General features: G+C 62.5%; 18 protein-coding genes and 1 pseudogene. 6 read left to right on the top strand and 13 right to left on the bottom strand.

What is annotated here, in order from left to right; all coding sequences use genetic code 11:
• Positions 1-11 precede the first annotated feature (11 nt).
• The 5 genes from NKK52_RS09620 to NKK52_RS09600 all read right to left on the bottom strand — a co-directional run bounded on the left by NKK52_RS09620 (position 12) and on the right by NKK52_RS09600 (position 3,966).
• Complete coding sequence (locus NKK52_RS09620; RefSeq protein WP_031204217.1) at positions 12-734, bottom strand: isoprenyl transferase; 723 nt, start codon at positions 732-734, stop codon at positions 12-14.
• Positions 735-765: 31 nt separating this feature from the next.
• Positions 766-1,320 (bottom strand): ribosome recycling factor, encoded by a 555-nt coding sequence (gene frr, locus NKK52_RS09615; protein WP_023671027.1) that lies wholly within the window; start codon positions 1,318-1,320, stop codon positions 766-768.
• 101 nt (positions 1,321-1,421) lie between these two features.
• Positions 1,422-2,144 carry a UMP kinase gene (pyrH, locus tag NKK52_RS09610; RefSeq protein WP_023671026.1) on the bottom strand — a complete coding sequence of 241 codons (723 nt, stop codon included), beginning with the start codon at positions 2,142-2,144 and terminating at the stop codon, positions 1,422-1,424.
• 150 nt (positions 2,145-2,294) lie between these two features.
• Positions 2,295-3,404 (bottom strand): aldo/keto reductase, encoded by a 1,110-nt coding sequence (locus NKK52_RS09605; protein ID WP_023684691.1) that lies wholly within the window; start codon positions 3,402-3,404, stop codon positions 2,295-2,297.
• Positions 3,405-3,438: 34 nt separating this feature from the next.
• Entirely contained in the window at positions 3,439-3,966 is a 528-nt protein-coding gene (locus NKK52_RS09600; protein ID WP_023684690.1) for a nuclear transport factor 2 family protein, read from the bottom strand.
• Between the two features lie 99 nt (positions 3,967-4,065).
• Here NKK52_RS09600 and NKK52_RS09595 point away from each other — a divergent pair, with 99 nt between their 5' ends.
• Positions 4,066-4,992, top strand: a complete 927-nt coding sequence (locus tag NKK52_RS09595) for a LysR family transcriptional regulator (protein ID WP_023684689.1) — start codon at positions 4,066-4,068, stop codon at positions 4,990-4,992.
• Positions 4,993-5,025: 33 nt separating this feature from the next.
• Here NKK52_RS09595 and tsf read toward each other — a convergent pair whose 3' ends face one another.
• The 6 genes and pseudogenes from tsf to NKK52_RS09565 all read right to left on the bottom strand — a co-directional run bounded on the left by tsf (position 5,026) and on the right by NKK52_RS09565 (position 8,780).
• Positions 5,026-5,946 carry a translation elongation factor Ts gene (gene tsf / locus NKK52_RS09590; protein ID WP_023684688.1) on the bottom strand — a complete coding sequence of 307 codons (921 nt, stop codon included), beginning with the start codon at positions 5,944-5,946 and terminating at the stop codon, positions 5,026-5,028.
• A gap of 108 nt (positions 5,947-6,054) precedes the next feature.
• On the bottom strand, positions 6,055-6,843 hold the full coding sequence (rpsB, locus tag NKK52_RS09585) for a 30S ribosomal protein S2 (RefSeq protein ID WP_023671022.1): 789 nt from the start codon (positions 6,841-6,843) through the stop codon (positions 6,055-6,057).
• 177 nt (positions 6,844-7,020) lie between these two features.
• A complete protein-coding gene (locus NKK52_RS09580; protein ID WP_280938670.1) occupies positions 7,021-7,281 on the bottom strand; it encodes a LysE family translocator in 261 nt (86 codons plus the stop codon).
• Positions 7,227-7,558: pseudogene (locus NKK52_RS09575) on the bottom strand (LysE family translocator). Before NKK52_RS09575 ends, NKK52_RS09580 begins: the two are co-directional and overlap by 55 nt.
• Positions 7,559-7,626: 68 nt before the next feature.
• A complete protein-coding gene (locus tag NKK52_RS09570) occupies positions 7,627-7,905 on the bottom strand; it encodes a DUF4031 domain-containing protein (protein ID WP_023671020.1) in 279 nt (92 codons plus the stop codon).
• A 44-nt stretch (positions 7,906-7,949) separates the two neighbouring features.
• The gene (locus NKK52_RS09565; RefSeq protein ID WP_023684687.1) at positions 7,950-8,780 is read right to left on the bottom strand and encodes a cell envelope integrity EipB family protein; all 831 of its coding nucleotides are present in this window, start codon (positions 8,778-8,780) and stop codon (positions 7,950-7,952) included.
• Positions 8,781-8,918: 138 nt separating this feature from the next.
• On the opposite strand from NKK52_RS09565, the gene NKK52_RS09560 reads away from it, so the two are divergent.
• The 5 genes from NKK52_RS09560 (at position 8,919) to NKK52_RS09540 (ending at position 13,137) form a co-directional block, all read left to right on the top strand.
• Positions 8,919-9,383 carry a RidA family protein gene (locus NKK52_RS09560; RefSeq protein ID WP_023684686.1) on the top strand — a complete coding sequence of 155 codons (465 nt, stop codon included), beginning with the start codon at positions 8,919-8,921 and terminating at the stop codon, positions 9,381-9,383.
• 14 nt (positions 9,384-9,397) lie between these two features.
• Entirely contained in the window at positions 9,398-10,126 is a 729-nt protein-coding gene (locus NKK52_RS09555; protein WP_023684685.1) for a glycerophosphodiester phosphodiesterase, read from the top strand.
• Positions 10,127-10,181: 55 nt separating this feature from the next.
• Positions 10,182-11,396 carry a GNAT family N-acetyltransferase gene (locus NKK52_RS09550; protein ID WP_023684684.1) on the top strand — a complete coding sequence of 405 codons (1,215 nt, stop codon included), beginning with the start codon at positions 10,182-10,184 and terminating at the stop codon, positions 11,394-11,396.
• A 96-nt stretch (positions 11,397-11,492) separates the two neighbouring features.
• A complete protein-coding gene (locus NKK52_RS09545) occupies positions 11,493-11,921 on the top strand; it encodes an HIT family protein (protein ID WP_023684683.1) in 429 nt (142 codons plus the stop codon).
• 73 nt (positions 11,922-11,994) lie between these two features.
• Positions 11,995-13,137 (top strand): phosphatase PAP2 family protein, encoded by a 1,143-nt coding sequence (locus NKK52_RS09540; protein ID WP_245263131.1) that lies wholly within the window; start codon positions 11,995-11,997, stop codon positions 13,135-13,137.
• Between the two features lie 99 nt (positions 13,138-13,236).
• Here NKK52_RS09540 and clpA read toward each other — a convergent pair whose 3' ends face one another.
• A complete protein-coding gene (gene clpA, locus NKK52_RS09535; protein WP_023684681.1) occupies positions 13,237-15,726 on the bottom strand; it encodes an ATP-dependent Clp protease ATP-binding subunit ClpA in 2,490 nt (829 codons plus the stop codon).
• A 6-nt stretch (positions 15,727-15,732) separates the two neighbouring features.
• Positions 15,733-16,059 carry an ATP-dependent Clp protease adapter ClpS gene (clpS, locus tag NKK52_RS09530; RefSeq protein WP_023671012.1) on the bottom strand — a complete coding sequence of 109 codons (327 nt, stop codon included), beginning with the start codon at positions 16,057-16,059 and terminating at the stop codon, positions 15,733-15,735.
• Positions 16,060-16,072 lie beyond the last annotated feature (13 nt).

The following is a 16,072-nucleotide window of genomic DNA, read 5'->3' as shown; positions in this document are numbered from 1 at the left end:
CCCGCCGCCGATCACGAGGCAGCGACATCTTGAGCGGCAAGCCCGCCAAAACGGCGCTCGCGGCCAGCAAAATCGCGCAATGCGTCGGCCAGGTGTTCGCGGCTGAAGTCAGGCCAGTAGCAAGGCAGAAAAACCAGTTCGCTGTAGGCTGCCTGCCACAGAAGGAAGTTCGACAGCCGAAGCTCGCCACTGGTGCGGATGACCAGCTCCGGATCGGGAATGCCTGCGGTGTCGAGGGCGCCGGCAAAAGTGTCTGCCGTGATCGACTCTGCGTCGATCTCGCCGCGCACCACTGCGGCTGCGAGCTTGCGTGCCGTGCGCACGATCTCGTCGCGCCCGCCATAGTTGAAGGCGATGACCAAGGTCAGCGATTCATTGCGCGCAGTCAGCGATTCGGCCTCTTCGAGCAGGCCCCTGATGTCCGGCTGCAGCCCCGCCCTGTCACCGATGATCCTGACGCGCACGCCGTTCTGGTGCAGTTCGGCCAGATCGCGGCGGATGAACAGCTTCAAAAGCCCCATCAGGTCGCTCACTTCGGCCTTGGGCCGCGACCAGTTTTCCGACGAAAAGGCGTAGACGGTCAGGAAGGAAATGCCGAGACCGGGCGCGGCGCGCACCGTCTTGCGCAGCGCTTCGACGCCGGCGCGATGGCCGGCAAGCCGCGGCATGCCGCGCGCTTTGGCCCAGCGTCCGTTTCCATCCATGATGATCGCGACATGCGCGGGCGTTGCCATTGTCTCGCTTTCGGGCCGGTGTGGGCCGACCCTAGACCTGCATGATTTCAGCTTCCTTATCGGAAAGCAGGTGATCGATGGTGCTGATCGTTTCGTCGGTCAGCTTCTGGACCTGATCGGAGCGCTTGCGCTGATCGTCCTCGCTGATGTCGCCGTCCTTTTCCGCCTTCTTCAAGAAGTCCATGCCGTCGCGACGGACATGGCGCACCGCAACGCGGGCGTTCTCGGCGTAGCCATGCGAAATCTTGACCAGTTCCTTGCGGCGCTGCTCGTTGAGCTCGGGCAGCGGAATTCTGAGATTGGTGCCGTCGACGATCGGATTGAAGCCGAGATTGGATTCTCTGATGGCACGGTCGACCGCGCCGACCATCGACTTGTCCCATACCGAAACCGAGATCATGCGCGGCTCCGGCACCGACACGTTCGCCACCTGGTTGATGGGCATGGTGGTGCCGTAGGCCTGGACCTGGATGGCGTCGAGCAGATTGCTGGAGGCACGGCCGGTGCGCAGCGAAGCCAGATCGTGCTTGAAGGCGGCGATCGCGCCATCCATGCGCCGCTTGAGGTCGTCGAACTCACCACTCATCTTAGTCTCCTCGACCCGTTTGATCCGGGTTCAGTGCTTAGGGCCTATATTCGGACCCGCTTTCGAAAACTGATCCCCTTTTTAGGAGAGTATACTCCGGGTCACTCGTCGGCGACGATCGTGCAACGGCCGCCGCCCCGCAGAATATCGCCGAAACCACCTTTTTCGTGGATCGAATAGACGATTATCGGGATGTTGTTTTCGCGCGCAAGTGCAATTGCGGCGGTATCCATGATCGAAAGGCCCTTGTTGATGACTTCGGCATGGCTGATGCGCTCGAAGCGGGTCGCATTCGGATCCTTCTTGGGATCGGCCGAATAGACGCCGTCGACCTGGGTGCCCTTGAACAACGCGTCGGCGCCGATCTCGGCGGCGCGCAAGGCCGCGGCCGAATCGGTGGTGAAGAACGGATTGCCGGTGCCGCCGGCGAAAATGACGACCTTGCCCTGGTTCATATAGGCGGTGGCCTGGCGCTGGGAAAAACTCTCGCAAAGTTCGGGCATGGCGATGGCCGACAGCACGACGGCATCGACGCCGATCTTGTTCAGCGAGGTGCGCAGCGCCAGCGAGTTGATGACGGTGGCCAGCATGCCCATGTGGTCGCCGGTGACGCGGTCGCCGCCCTTGGATGCCACCGCCACGCCGCGAAAGATATTGCCGCCGCCAATGACGACGCCGACCTCGATGCCAAGTGCGCGGGCTTCGGCGATGTCGGCGGCGATTCGGTCGACCACCGAGACATCGATGCCGAAATGCTGCTCGCCCATCAACGCTTCGCCCGACGCTTTCAGCAGGACACGTCGATAGAGGGGCTTTGCCGTCATCTGGACCTCGTCATTGTTGCGTGTGGCAGCCTGGGCAGGCCGCCCTCGCGCGGGCGCCGCCGCTGGCGCGATGCCGAGTTCCGATACACGAAGGGCGCCGCGATGTCACGCGGCGCCCCTCGCCCAATTCCGCCTTCCCGTCGCGGCCCGTCAGTTGCTGGTGATGCTGACGGCGTCGCCCTCGACCAGCAGCGGCGGCGCATAACCCAACGGCTTGTCGCCGGTCACGGCGCCGCCGGTAACCCGGGCTTGTATGTCGGAACCGAAATAGGCGTACGGGAATGGCGGCGGTGTCTTGCTGACCGTATCCAGCCGCGCGCGAAGCTCGGCGGGTAACGTGAAATCCAGCGCCGCCAGATTGTCCTGCAACTGCGCCAGCTTGGTGGCGCCAAGAATCACGGTGGCGATGCCCGGTTGCGTTGCCACCCAGTTGAGCGCGACCTGCGCCATGCTGTGTCCGAGTTCGGCGGCCACTTTTTCGAGTTCCGCCACGATCGCCCAGTTGCGCTCGGTGAACTTCTGGAACCCCGGATGAGTAGTGTTGCGAAAGCCGTCGAGCCGGCCGGCATGGCCGTCCTGCGTCGGCCGGTACTTGCCGCTGAGCAGCCCGCTGGCCAGCGGGCTCCACACCATGATTCCTGCGCCATGGCGGGTGCCGAAGGGCACGAACTCATTTTCGATCGAACGCTCCGCCAGCGAATATTCAAGCTGCAGGGCCGACACCGGCTCGTAGCCGCGCCACTCGGCGATCGTCTGCGCGCGGGCAGCATACCAGGCCGGCACATCGGACAGGCCGACATGGCGAATTTTGCCCGCGCGCACGAGATCATCCATCGTGCGCATGACCTCCTCGGCCGGCGTCAGCCCGTCCCAGACATGGAGGAGGTAGAGGTCGATATAGTCAGTGCCCAACCGCTTCAGCGAGGCGTCCACGGCGCGCAAGATGTTCTTGCGGCCATTGCCACCGGCGTTCGGATTGCCGGGCTCCGCGTTGAAGGTGAATTTCGTGGCGATCACCGCTCTGTCGCGCAAGCCTCGCTCGGCGATGAATTCGCCGAGCCAGGTTTCGGCTGTGCCGCCGGTGTAGAGGTCGGCGGTGTCAAAGAAATTGCCGCCGGCCTCGACATAGGCGTCGGCCATGGCGCGCGCGGTTTCCCTGTCCGCGCCCCAGCCCCATTCGGTGCCAAAGGTCATGGTGCCCAGTGCCAGCCGGCTGACGCGCAGGCCGCTGTTGCCCAGTGTGTAATAGCTCATGGTCATGGTGTTTTTCCTATCCTGATTTCTTGACGCCGGCTCACTGGCCAGGCGTCATCTTGACCCAGGGATTGCCGCGCTCATGCGTGGCGCGGAAAACGAAGCCGTCGACTTTCCAGCCGGTCCCGGAGCGAACCAGATGGTGCTCGTAGGTGCCCCAGACTTCCCACAGCGGGTCGCCATTGCCTTCCATCCGGTTCCAGGCATAGCCGTTCGAAGAGACGGTCGCCGCGTCCGCCTCAAAGATCACCTGGTGATTGGTGCGCAGATGCAGGCTGGTCTTGCTGCCCCTGAGGTTGCCGGCCCAGGTACCGATCAGATCGTCGGAGGGGATGGTGGCGGCAGGCTGTCCTGACAGGCTGCTGAAGTCGACGGTGACACGGTCGGCGAAATAGGAGCGGGCAAGCTTCCAGTCCTGCGCATCGACGGCACGGTCGATGGCATCGGCGATGCGGATGACGGCGCGTTCGTCGGCGAGCGCGCGCCAACCGGACGGCTCGGCGCCGCCGGCATCACCCGGCGCCAGAGCAAGGGCTGCGGCGAAGGTAGCGTGTTTCAAGGCATCCATCTCTCTTCTCCTTTGTGCATCGGCGATGGCAATATGGGTCAGCCTGTCGGCATCGAGAAGATTGAAGTGTTCGCAAGGACTATGCGATATCATGCATGAATGGACCGGGATCTGCTCAGTCATTTGCCTGTCATCGTCGCCGTTGCCCGACGCGGCGGCTTTGCGCTTGCTGCGGCCGAACTGGGCATGTCCCCATCCGCCGTCAGCCATGCGGTGCGCCTCGTGGAGGAGCGGATCGGCCAGCCGCTGTTTGCGCGCACCACGCGCAGCGTCTCGCTGACGGAAGCCGGCAAGGCGCTGGTGGACACGGCAGCCCCTGCCCTCCAGGATATCGCCGACCGGATGGACCGCATCCGAGCCATCAAGGGCCGGCCCTCCGGCTTGCTCAGGTTGAACGTTCCCAACATCGCCGTTCCACTTGCCGTCACTCCCGTGGCCGCGGCGATGGCTGAACGCTATCCTGATGTGACCATCGAATTGCTCACCGACCAGGGGCTGGTGGACATTGTCGGCGAGGGTTTCGATGCCGGCATCCGGCTGGGCGAGATGATCGCACAGGACATGGTCACGGTTCGGCTGACGCCGCCATTCAACGCCGTGATCGTCGCCTCCCCCGCCTATGTCGGCCGGCATGGCCGTCCGCGCGGTGTGGCGGATCTTTCGGACCACAATTGCATCGGCTACCGGCTTGTGCGCTCCGGCGCACTCTATCGCTGGGACCTGACCGAGGACGGCAAGGATGTCGTGGCCGAGACGAAGGGTACGGTCATCGTCACCGATTCGCTGGCCGCGATCGACCTTGCGCTTGCCGGCGTCGGGCTGACCTATGTGTTCGAGCCGCTGGTGCGCGCGGAATTGGCCGCCGGCCGCCTCGTTCAGATCCTGCCGCAAACGGCGATCGAGGAGCCCGGCCTCTTCCTTTACTTCCCGCGCAGGGCGTCGACGGCGCCAAAGCTCAGGGCCTTCATCGACACCGCACAAGAAATCGGCCGAGCATCCTTGCGGACACCCGGCCGAGTTGCCTGAGCTGAGAAGCCCTTTTCGGGGCTATTTTTAAAACTACTTCTTCACCGCCGCGGCGACTTCCGCCGCGAAATCGGTCTCTTCCTTTTCGATGCCTTCGCCCAGCGCAAAGCGCAGATAGGCGGAGATCTTGGCCGGAGCGCCGATGTCCTTCTCGGCATCCTTCAGCGCCTGCTCGACAGTGATGTCGGGATTGAGCACGAAGGCCTGCTTGAGGAGCACGACTTCCTCGTAGAACTTGCGCAGGCGGCCTTCGACCATCTTTTCGATGATCGCTTCCGGCTTGCCGGACTGGCGCGCCTGGTCGGCGAAGATCGCCTTCTCGCGCTCGACCGCTGCCGGATCGATCTGCTCGGCGGTCAACGCCAGCGGGTTGGTGGCGGCGACATGCATGGCGACCTGGCGGCCAAAGGCGTTCGCGGCATGCTCATTGCCCGTGGTCTCGATCGCGACCAGAACGCCGAGCTTGCCAAGACCATCGGCAACCGCATTGTGGACGTAGGTTGCGACAGCACCGTGCGGGACGGTGAGCTTGGCCGAACGGCGGAAGCTCATGTTTTCGCCAATGGTGCCAACGGCGTCCTTGATGGTGTCAGTGACCGATTTGTCCGAACCCGGATACTTTGCGGCAGAGACAGCCTCCGTCGTGCCATAAGCAAGCGCGACCTTGGCGACATTGCGAACGATCTCCTGGAACTGCTCGTTGCGGGCCACGAAATCGGTCTCGGAGTTAACCTCGACGATGGCGGCCTCGCGGACGCCGGAGTCGACGCCGATCAGGCCTTCGGCGGCAGTACGGCCAGCCTTCTTGTCGGCCTTGGAAATGCCCTTCTTGCGCAGCCAGTCGACGGCCTCTTCGATGTTGCCGTTGGTCTCCGTCAACGCCGCCTTGCAGTCCATCATGCCCGCGCCGGTCAAGTCGCGGAGTTCTTTGACCTGTGCAGCCGAAATGCTCATTGTCGCCTCTTTGTTTTAAATGCACCGACGCACCACCGGTAATCGGTGATGCGTCCGTCTAGCGTGCCAAATGTGAGAATGATGAAGGCCGCAACCGGCCTTCGATTGTCAAGCTTCCGGAGCGTCCGCAGCCGGGGCCGGAGCCGGATCAAGCGCCGGTTCGACCGGAGCTTCGACCGAGGCGCCGATGTCGACGCCGAGCGCGCCCTGCTGGCGGGCGATGCCGTCGATGGCAGCCTTGGCGATCAGGTCGCAATAGAGCTGGATGGCGCGCGCCGCGTCGTCATTACCGGGGATCGGGAAGTCGATCTTGTCCGGATCGCAGTTCGAATCGATGATGGCAACGACCGGAATGCCGAGGCGCTTGGCCTCGAGAATGGCGATCGCTTCCTTGTTGGTGTCGATGACGAACATCAGGTCGGGGGTCGAGCCCATGTCCTTGATACCGCCGAGCGCCTTGTCGAGCTTCTCGCGCTCGCGGTCGAGGTTCAGGCGTTCCTTCTTGGTCAGGCCCTGGGCCTCACCGGCCAGCATCTCGTCGAGCTTGCGCAGGCGCTGGATCGAATTCGAGATCGTCTTCCAGTTGGTCAGCATGCCGCCGAGCCAACGCGAATTGACATAATACTGGGCCGAACGCTGCGCCGCGTCAGCGACGATATCCGAAGCCTGGCGCTTGGTACCGACGAACAGCACGCGACCGCCCTTGGCAACGGTGTCGGAAACCTGCTTCAGAGCCTGGTGCAGCAAAGGCACCGTCTGCGACAGGTCGATGATGTGGATGTTGTTGCGGGCGCCGTAGATGTAAGGCGCCATCTTCGGGTTCCAGCGGTGGGTCTGGTGGCCGAAGTGAATGCCAGCTTCCAAAAGCTGGCGCATGCTGAAATCAGGCAGTGCCATTCTTAGTTCCTTTTCCGGTTAGCCTCCACGGACACAGGCATTTTTGGACTTTGTCCTCGAACGCCACCGGAGGTTTCAGCCGGATTTCTCCCGGGCAGACACCAAAGTCCGTGTGTGGAATGAGGGCGCATATAGAGGGGAAGCGCTGCAAACGCAAGCGGTGAGGTGCTTCATCGCTCAGCGTGCGGCAATCAGCGCTCCGGTGCCGATCATGGCGCTGCCGGCGAACCGGTTAATCAGCCGCATGCGTTCGGGCGTCCTGAACCAGCCGGATGCCCTCCCCGCCAGCGCGGCGTAGATGCCCATGGTGAGAATATTGGCGCCGACGACGACTGCCACCACCAGCAGGCCGTCGGCAAACGTCATGGTGTCGAGGTTGAGGATCAGCGGCATGATCGAGGCGTGGAACAGGATCGCCTTCGGGTTGCCGAGCGCCACGGAGGCGCCAAGCAGGAACGCGACAATCCGGTTTGGGGGATTCCTTGCGCGGCCGATTGCGCGGCCGCGGCCCGCCACATCTCGATGCCGAGGAAAATCAGGTAGGCCGCACCGGCGTATTTCAACAGGAGAAACACCCATTCGAGGTCTGGGCCAGCGCCACCAGCCCGAGCAGTGCCAAGGTGACCAGCACGGCATCACCGGCGGCAATGCCCATTCCGGCGACGAACGCACGCAGGAAGCCGCGTGCCACGCCGTTGGTGATCACCGTGAACATCGCCGGTCGTCCCGGCGTGGCGGCGGCAAGTGTGATGGCAAGGCAATAAGCCAGGAATGCCATTAGCGTCACGATCGGCCCTTTCCGTTGGGTACCCGTACGCGCCTGAAGATCGCAACGATCTCCTCGCGGCTGCATTCGATGGCGCCGAGCCGCACCGCGCGGTCGCGCTCGAAGCCGGTTATGTCATAGTGCGGCGCCGATGTCCTGGGCGGCCCCTGGTAGGACGAACGCTTGACGCCAAGTTCGGCGGCGAAACGATGCAGTTCGTCCGTATCGTCGGCCATCAGGTGGCACCAGCGATGGCCGGCCCATTTCCAGATCGCCGCATCGACATAGACCGCCATCGGGAACTGCCATCAAGCCTGCCGTGGCCAGCGCCGCATTGTTGCTATTTCGAGACCGGGCAAGGCTTGGTCTGATCGAACAGCGACAGGTTGACCAGCTTTCCGGTCATCGAGAACTCACCATAGTCCATTGTGAGGTCGCGGGTGATGCCGTTCTCGTGCAGCTTGAAGCTGATGCGGTATTCCGGCACCTCTTCGCCCGATTTGTCGGTCTCGTCGAAATAGGCGATGTCGACCGGCCAGTATTTGTCGCCGGCAAGCTTGGCCAGCGCCGGCGCTTCGGGGTCGGCCTTGTCGCCCTCGGCCTTCTTGCCGACGATGACGGTGGTGGTCATCACCTTGTTGGCATCCTCCGAACCGTCGAACAGGCTGGTTTCGTAGAAATTCTCGCCCTTCTCGGCCTTGCCGATCAGTTCGACCAGATGCTGGGTCGGGAACTGGGTGGCGGCGAGTTCCAGGCTGCTCTTCTCGGGCTTGTCGATGTCGACCTTGAGGCCCTTGGTCTCTTTCGTGGCGGTGCCCTTGACCTCCTTGTCTAGGTTCTGGTCGACGAAGGATTTGGTCACGAACGAGAAGGTCTTGCCTTCGGCGTCCTCGAACGTGGTCGTCTGCTGGTCGGTCAGCCTGGTGTTGTCGCCGGTGGCGATCTGGGTGACGAAACGGAATTTTACCGTATAGCCCTCGCAGGGCGAGCCGTTGAACTCATAGACCATGCGGCCGGAAATGCCGGTGATGCCCGAGCGGTCCGACGCCTTGTCGAGGGTAAGATCGTAGACGGCGCGATGCGCCTGCAGCGCCGGCACGGCAAAGGCTGGAGCCATCGAGAACAGCACCGGAACGAGAACGGCGTGGAAGGCAAGGCGCGTTGCGCGCATAAGGGGCTCCGATCGTCGCAGCTGATGGCAGGCCGCAGGTAAAGATGGTCCAGCTTAAAAAAAGTCGTGGCGGAAGCGAGGCAAAAATAGCAATTTCGGCCCGGCCAGCGCGGCGTCTCCAAGCAATAGGGAAATACGATGAGTGAAACAATCGAAAAGCGGCTAAGCGATCTCGGCGTGACGATACCTGCCGCCGCAGCGCCCGCCGCGAACTATGTGCCCTATTGCAGGTCCGGCAATCTTTTGTTCACCGCCGGGCAGTTGCCGCTCAAGGACGGCAAGCTGCAGGCAAGCGGCCTGCTCGGCCGCGACGTCGATACCGCAACCGGCAAGGAAGGCGCAAAGTACTGCGCAATCAATGTCTTGGCCCAGGCAAAAGCAGCACTTGGCGATCTCGAAAAAATCCAGCGGCTGGTCAAGATCACCGTCTTTGTTGCATCAGTGCCGGATTTCGTCGAGCAGCATCTGGTCGCCAACGGCGCCTCCGATTTCCTGGTCGCAGCCCTTGGCGAGCGCGGCAAGCATGCCCGCTCCGCCGTCGGCACCGCCTGTCTGCCGCTTAATGCCGCAGTGGAAATCGAAGCCGTCTTCGAGGTCGCATGAGCAGGACCAAGACAATGACCGACCTTTCCTGGCTGACCGCCCGCCCGGTGGCGCATCGCGGCTTTCACGACATGAACAAGACGCGCTGGGAAAACACGCTGTCGGCCTTCGCTGCTGCCGCCGAGCGCGGCTATGCGATCGAATGCGACGTGCATTTGTCGTCCGACCGCGTCCCCGTCATCATTCATGACGGCGATCTCAGGCGGTTGACCGGCCAGGACGGCTTCGTCTGGCAGCGCACGGCAGCGGAACTGGCGGCGCTCAGGATCGGCGGCACCAAGGACCATGTGCCGACACTGCAAGAAGCGCTCGACTTGGTCGACGGCCGTGTGCCGATGGTTGTCGAACTGAAGGGTGTGCCCGGTTACGACGAGGGCTTGGTGGCAAGCGTCGGCAAGATGCTGGAGCGCTACAAGGGCAAGGCGGCGATCATGTCGTTCGACCACTGGCTGGTCCGCGATTTCCCCAGGGATGCGCCAGGAATTCCGGGCGGGCTCACTGCCTATGGCAAGGACAACCAGTTGATCGAGGCGCATTTCGCCATGCTGGCGCATGACCTCGCCTTCACCTCCTATGCCGCGGGCGATCTGCCGAACCCGTTCGTCAGCTTCGTGCGCGAAAGGCTTAAAATGCCTGTCATCACCTGGACTGTGCATGACCAGCCGGCGGTGGATCTCACTTTCAAATACGCCGACCAGATGACGTTCGAAGGGTTCGAACCCGATCTGGTCAATGTCGCCTGATGGAAGTGCCTGAAACGTGACTTGTAGCGGCCCCGACAGAGCTTAAATAAGCCCCATGGATCAGGGTGATGAAGGCGACGGGCAAACGGCGAATGCGGAGTTTTCCATCCGCGTCGCCGCCGGCATCAATGCCTTCACCTGCGACGAGTGGAACGGCTTTACCGGCACAACCCGCAGCGACACAGAAAATGGCTATAACCCTCTCGTTTCATATGCTTTTCTGAGCGCGCTTGAAGATTCCGGCTGCGCCGTGCGGCGTACCGGCTGGCAAGGTCATCATCTCAGACTGGAAAATGCCCAAGGCAGATTGCTGGGCGCCGTGCCCTGCTATCTCAAATCGCACAGCCAGGGCGAATATGTCTTCGACCACGGCTGGTCCGATGCGTTCGAACGCGCCGGCGGCAACTACTATCCGAAACTGCAATGCGCCGTGCCGTTCTCTCCGGTCACCGGCCCTCGCCTGCTGGTCAGCAAGGGCGAGGACAGCGCCATTGTGAAGGCCGGTCTCGCAGCGGGCCTGAAGGCGGTGACGGAAAAGCTCGGCGTGTCGTCCGCGCATGTCACCTTCGCCAGTGAAAGCGACGTTGCAACGCTGGAAGCAGCCGGCTTCCTGCACCGCACCGACCAGCAGTTCCACTTCTTCAACGAAGGCTTTTCGACCTATGACGATTTCCTCGCCACGCTGGCATCGCGCAAGCGCAAGGCGATGAAGAAGGAGCGGCGCGAGGCGCTCGCCAACGATATCTCGATCGACCGGCTCACCGGCAAGGACCTGTCCGAAAAGGCCTGGGACGATTTCTTCGCCTTCTACATGGATACCGGCAGCCGCAAATGGGGCCGGCCCTATCTCAACCGCAAGTTCTTCTCGCTGATCGGGGAGCGCATGTCCCAGGACATCCTGTTGGTCATGGCCAAGCGCAATGGCCGCTATGTCGCCGGCGCCATCAACTTCATCGGCTCCGATGCGCTCTACGGCCGCAATTGGGGCTGCATCGAGGACCACCCGTTCCTGCATTTCGAAGTCTGCTACCATCAGGCCATCGATTTCGCCATCGAGCGCAAGCTGAAGGTGATCGAGGCCGGCGCGCAGGGTGAGCACAAACTGGCGCGCGGCTATCGTCCCGTGACCATGCATTCGGCGCACTACATCGCACATCCCGGCCTGCGCAATGCTGTGGCCGATTATCTCCGGCGTGAGCGGCGCGAGGTCGAGCGGATGGGCGAAATTCTGGAAGAGCATACGCCGTTCCGCAAGGATCTTGAGGAATAGCGATCCGCGCCTGCCCTCGCCTGACCATCTTACCTGACCATCTTGCCGGTCCAGGACAGCTTCGCTACACCGGGAGCATACTCCCGGAGCGCCGCCATGACCGAGGCCTACGACCCCAGCAATATCTTCGCAAAGATCCTGCGCGGCGAAATCCCCTCGCACCGCATCTACGAGGATGATGCCGTGGTCGCCTTCATGGATGTGATGCCGCAAGGCCCCGGTCACACGCTGGTGGTGCCCAAAGCACCGTCGCGCAATCTGCTCGATGCCGATCCCGCGACGCTCGGCCGGCTGTTCACCACGGTCCAAACGGTCGCGCTGGCGGTCAAAAAGGCTTTCGGCGCTGACGGGGTCACCATCCTGCAGTTCAACGAACCGGCGTCCGGCCAGACCGTCTACCACCTACATGTCCATGTCATCCCGCGGTTCGAAGGCATCGCGCTCAAGCCGCATACGGGGCAGATGGAGAAGCCCGAAGTGCTGACGGAGAACGCGGCGAAGATCCGAGCAGCGCTGAACGGTTGAGGTGGCGCGCGCCTCAGGGCGATGCGCTCAGCCACAATCCACCACGTCGGTTAGGAAAATATCAAACCACGCCGTGATAACGTGCTCCGTACCGGGATGCGTTTGGGTTTTCAAAATCGTGGAACATTCGGTTGCGACATCAGAGCCGTTGGTAAAAGCAGCTGCCGGGCGGGCCTTTCTGCGCACCTTGGCGGACGCGTACCGGCGACACCGCCTGCTGCACGCGATGGCCATCGCTGCCCTGCTTTTGGCAGCCGCGGTCGGCCTGCGCACCGGAAACATGCCGGATTTCGGCGTGCTGGAAGACTATTCCCAATACCTTCTTTTCGCTTTCTGGATCGGTGGCTGCGCCTTCGCACTCGGCAGCTTTTTTCACCTTGCACTCATCAAGCGGGATCCTGAGCCGCTCGGCACTTTTCTGCGATCGATCGGCGGCGTCTTCGGCGACGCCGAGCGCAACGCCAACAGCCTGAATGGTCTGGCCGCGTGCATTGCGCTCATATCCGCTTTCGGTGTGTTGAAAGGCGCGGTCGCGATCCTTTCGCCATTCGCATGGGATCACGCATTGGCTCAGGCCGACCGGGTGCTGCATTTCGGCCGAGCGCCCCATGAATGGCTGTGGTCTATCGTCCAGTCGCCGCTCGCCGTAAGATCGTTCAACCTGGCTTACAATTCCTGGTTCGTCGTCCTTATCGCCTCGGTCTTCATCGCTTGCATCACGCGCACGGACACGAAGCTGCGTCACCAGTTCCTGATGAGCTTCATGCTCGTGTGGATACTGGCGGGTTTTTTCCTGGCGATGGGCCTGTCTTCGGCAGGGCCGTGCTTTTACGAGCGACTGGGGCTGGGCAGCGACTATCATTCCCTGATGCAAGCACTCGCCGCCGCCGATCGCATCTATCCGATCTGGGCGCTCAGCACGCAGGACATTGTGTGGAGCGGCTATATCGGGGCGACGCCAGGCAGTCTCGGCATATCCGCCTTCCCGTCCATGCATGTAGCGATGGCGGTGCTTTTCGCGCTTTATGCAACACGCCGCTCACGGTTGGCCGGCCTTTTGATGTGGGCATTCGCCGCAATCATCATGGTCGGCTCGGTCGTCCTTGGCTGGCATTATGCCGTGGATGGCTATGCGAGCGTTCTGATTTCGATCGCCATCTGGAAGGCGTGCGGGTACTTCCTGGGCAAGTTTGCACCCGAGGGCGTCGCCGCCTGACCTAACAACATCTGCCCTGAAAAGCAGGGGCGCTGTGTCGGCAAACCGGCCAGCCAATGAAAAAAGGGCCCGTCACCGGGCCCTTCATAGGCGAACCTTTCAGCTCTTGCGCGGCAGTTGCGGCACCAGGCTGCGCTTGCCGCCATCCTTGCCCTTGGGCTCAGGCTCGTCCTTGCCCTTGGGCTGAGGCTTCTGCGCCACCGCCTTCTTGGCGACGGGCTTCTTGGCCACCGCCTTGCGGGCTTTCGGCGTCTCTTCCGGCTCCTGCTTCGGCTGCACCGGGGCTTCGTCGGCCAGTGATTCGAGCTTCAGGCCGGTTTCGCCGGTTTCCTTCTTCTCGACGGTGACGCGCACCGTGCCGCCCTTCTTGAGCTTGCCGAACAGCACCTCGTCGGCCAACGGCTTCTTGATGTGCTCCTGGATGACCCGGCCGAGCGGCCGCGCACCCATGCGCTCATCATAGCCCTTGTCGGCCAGCCAGGCGATCGCGTCGGACGACAGGTCGAAGGTGACGCCCCGCTCGGAGAGCTGGGCCTCGAGCTGCATGACGAACTTCTGCACCACCTGGTGGATGACCGGGACCGGCAGAGAGCCGAACGGGATGATCGCATCGAGACGGTTGCGGAACTCCGGCGTGAACAACCGGTTGATGGCCTCGACATCGTCGCCTTCGCGCTTGGTCGATCCGAAACCGATCGCCGCGCGCTGCGCATCCGATGCGCCCGCATTGGTGGTCATGATCAGGATGACGTTGCGGAAGTCGATCTGCTTGCCGTTGTGGTCGGTCAGCTTGCCGTGGTCCATGACCTGCAACAGGATGTTGAACAGGTCCGGATGCGCCTTCTCGACTTCATCCAGCAAGAGCACGCAGTGCGGATGCTGGTCGACCCCGTCGGTAAGCAGACCGCCCTGGTCGAAGCCGACATAGCCGGGAGGCGCGCCGATCAACCGCGAGACGGTGTGGCGTTCCATATATTCCGACATGTCGAAGCGGATCAGCTCGACGCCGAGCGAGGCAGCCAACTGCTTGGCGACTTCGGTCTTGCCGACGCCGGTCGGGCCTGAGAACAGGTAGGAGCCGATCGGCTTTTCCGGTTCGCGCAGGCCGGCACGCGCCAGCTTGATCGCCGAGGTCAGCGCGGTGATGGCGGTGTCCTGGCCATAGACGACGCGCTTCAGCTCGATGTCGAGGCCTTGCAGCACCTTCTCGTCGTCTGCCGAAACCGTCTTCGGCGGGATGCGGGCCATCGTGGCGATCGTGGCTTCGATCTCCTTGATGCCGATCGTCTTCTTGCGCTTGGCTTCCGGCACCAGCATCTGCGAGGCGCCGGTCTCGTCGATCACGTCGATCGCCTTGTCCGGCAGCTTGCGGTCGTTGATGTAGCGGGCCGACAGTTCCACCGAAGCCTTGATCGCCTCGTTGGTGAACTTCACCTTGTGGAATTCCTCATAATAGGGCTTGAGGCCCTTCATGATCTCGATGGCGTCCTCGATGGTCGGCTCGTTGACGTCGATCTTCTGGAAGCGCCGCACCAGAGCGCGGTCCTTCTCGAAGAACTGGCGGAACTCCTTGTAAGTGGTCGAGCCGATGCAGCGGATGGCTCCCGAAGACAGCGCCGGCTTCAACAGGTTCGACGCATCCATCGCGCCGCCTGACGTGGCGCCGGCCCCGATCACGGTGTGGATCTCGTCGATGAACAGCACGGCGCCCGGATAATCCTCGAGCTCCTTGACGACCTGCTTCAGCCGCTCTTCGAAATCGCCGCGATAGCGCGTGCCGGCCAACAGCGTGCCCATGTCGAGCGCGAAGATGGTGGCGTCCTGCAGCACTTCGGGCACATCGCCCTCGACGATGCGCTTGGCCAGGCCTTCGGCAATCGCCGTCTTGCCGACGCCGGGATCGCCGACATAGAGCGGGTTGTTCTTGGAGCGGCGGCACAGCACCTGGATGGTGCGGTTGATTTCGCTCTCGCGGCCGATCAGCGGATCGATCTTGCCGGCCTTGGCCTTGTTGTTGAGGTTGACGCAATAAGCCGTCAGCGCATCCTGCTGCTGCTTCTTCTTGCCGCCTTCCTCCTGCGGCTCGGCGCCGTTCTGGCCGCCCTGCTCGTCATCGGCGCCGCGCGGCGAGCGCGTCTCCGATGCGCCGGGGCGCTTGGCGATGCCGTGCGAGATGTAGTTGACCGCGTCGTAGCGGGTCATCTGCTGTTCCTGCAGGAAATAAGCGGCATGGCTCTCGCGCTCGGCAAAGATGGCGACGAGCACGTTGGCGCCGGACACTTCCTCGCGGCCGGATGACTGCACATGGATCACGGCGCGCTGGATGACGCGCTGGAAGCCGGCGGTCGGCTTGGAATCCTCATCGTAACCGGTGACCAGATTGTCGAGTTCGGTGTCGATATAGGTCAGAACGGTGTGCTTCAGCTCGTCGAGATCGACGTTGCAGGCGCGCATAACGGCGGCCGCCTCAGTGTCGTCGATGAGGGCGAGCAGCAGATGTTCTAGGGTTGCATATTCATGGTGCCGCTCATTGGCGAGCGTCAGCGCCTGGTGAAGCGCCTTTTCCAGGCCTTGGGAGAAAGCCGGCATGTTACCTCACTTCTTCTCCATCACGCATTGCAGCGGATGCTGATTCTGTCGGGCGAAATCCATGACCTGAGACACTTTGGTCTCGGCCACCTCGAATGTATAGACCCCGCACTCTCCCACCCCATGATTGTGAACATGAAGCATGATGCGTGTGGCGGCTTCGCGGTCCTTTTGAAAAAAACGCTCCAGGACGTGAACCACGAACTCCATGGGCGTGTAGTCGTCGTTGAGGATGAGGACCCTGTAAAGGCTGGGCTTCTTGGTCTTGGTCTTCGTGCGCGTAATGACGGCTGTGCCGCGACCGGCCTCATTGCCGTCGCCGTCACTTTGCATCCGCACCACGCTT

Source organism: Mesorhizobium sp. C277A (assembly GCF_040324395.1).
Taxonomy (GTDB): domain Bacteria; phylum Pseudomonadota; class Alphaproteobacteria; order Rhizobiales; family Rhizobiaceae; genus Mesorhizobium.
This window is presented reverse-complemented; position numbering and strand designations above follow the sequence as displayed.

Bases quoted from the DNA above. Each gene is read 5' to 3' on its own strand.
- NKK52_RS09620 (WP_031204217.1), bottom strand. From the start codon at position 734: ATGGCAACGCCCGCGCATGTCGCGATCATCATGGATGGAAACGGACGC.
- frr (WP_023671027.1), bottom strand. From the start codon at position 1,320: ATGAGTGGTGAGTTCGACGACCTCAAGCGGCGCATGGATGGCGCGATC.
- pyrH (WP_023671026.1), bottom strand. From the start codon at position 2,144: ATGACGGCAAAGCCCCTCTATCGACGTGTCCTGCTGAAAGCGTCGGGC.
- NKK52_RS09605 (WP_023684691.1), bottom strand. From the start codon at position 3,404: ATGACCATGAGCTATTACACACTGGGCAACAGCGGCCTGCGCGTCAGC.
- NKK52_RS09600 (WP_023684690.1), bottom strand. From the start codon at position 3,966: ATGGATGCCTTGAAACACGCTACCTTCGCCGCAGCCCTTGCTCTGGCG.
- NKK52_RS09595 (WP_023684689.1), top strand. From the start codon at position 4,066: ATGGACCGGGATCTGCTCAGTCATTTGCCTGTCATCGTCGCCGTTGCC.
- tsf (WP_023684688.1), bottom strand. From the start codon at position 5,946: ATGAGCATTTCGGCTGCACAGGTCAAAGAACTCCGCGACTTGACCGGC.
- rpsB (WP_023671022.1), bottom strand. From the start codon at position 6,843: ATGGCACTGCCTGATTTCAGCATGCGCCAGCTTTTGGAAGCTGGCATT.
- NKK52_RS09570 (WP_023671020.1), bottom strand. From the start codon at position 7,905: ATGGCGGTCTATGTCGATGCGGCGATCTGGAAATGGGCCGGCCATCGC.
- NKK52_RS09565 (WP_023684687.1), bottom strand. From the start codon at position 8,780: ATGCGCGCAACGCGCCTTGCCTTCCACGCCGTTCTCGTTCCGGTGCTG.
- NKK52_RS09560 (WP_023684686.1), top strand. From the start codon at position 8,919: ATGAGTGAAACAATCGAAAAGCGGCTAAGCGATCTCGGCGTGACGATA.
- NKK52_RS09555 (WP_023684685.1), top strand. From the start codon at position 9,398: ATGACCGACCTTTCCTGGCTGACCGCCCGCCCGGTGGCGCATCGCGGC.
- NKK52_RS09550 (WP_023684684.1), top strand. From the start codon at position 10,182: ATGGATCAGGGTGATGAAGGCGACGGGCAAACGGCGAATGCGGAGTTT.
- NKK52_RS09545 (WP_023684683.1), top strand. From the start codon at position 11,493: ATGACCGAGGCCTACGACCCCAGCAATATCTTCGCAAAGATCCTGCGC.
- clpA (WP_023684681.1), bottom strand. From the start codon at position 15,726: ATGCCGGCTTTCTCCCAAGGCCTGGAAAAGGCGCTTCACCAGGCGCTG.
- clpS (WP_023671012.1), bottom strand. From the start codon at position 16,059: ATGCAAAGTGACGGCGACGGCAATGAGGCCGGTCGCGGCACAGCCGTC.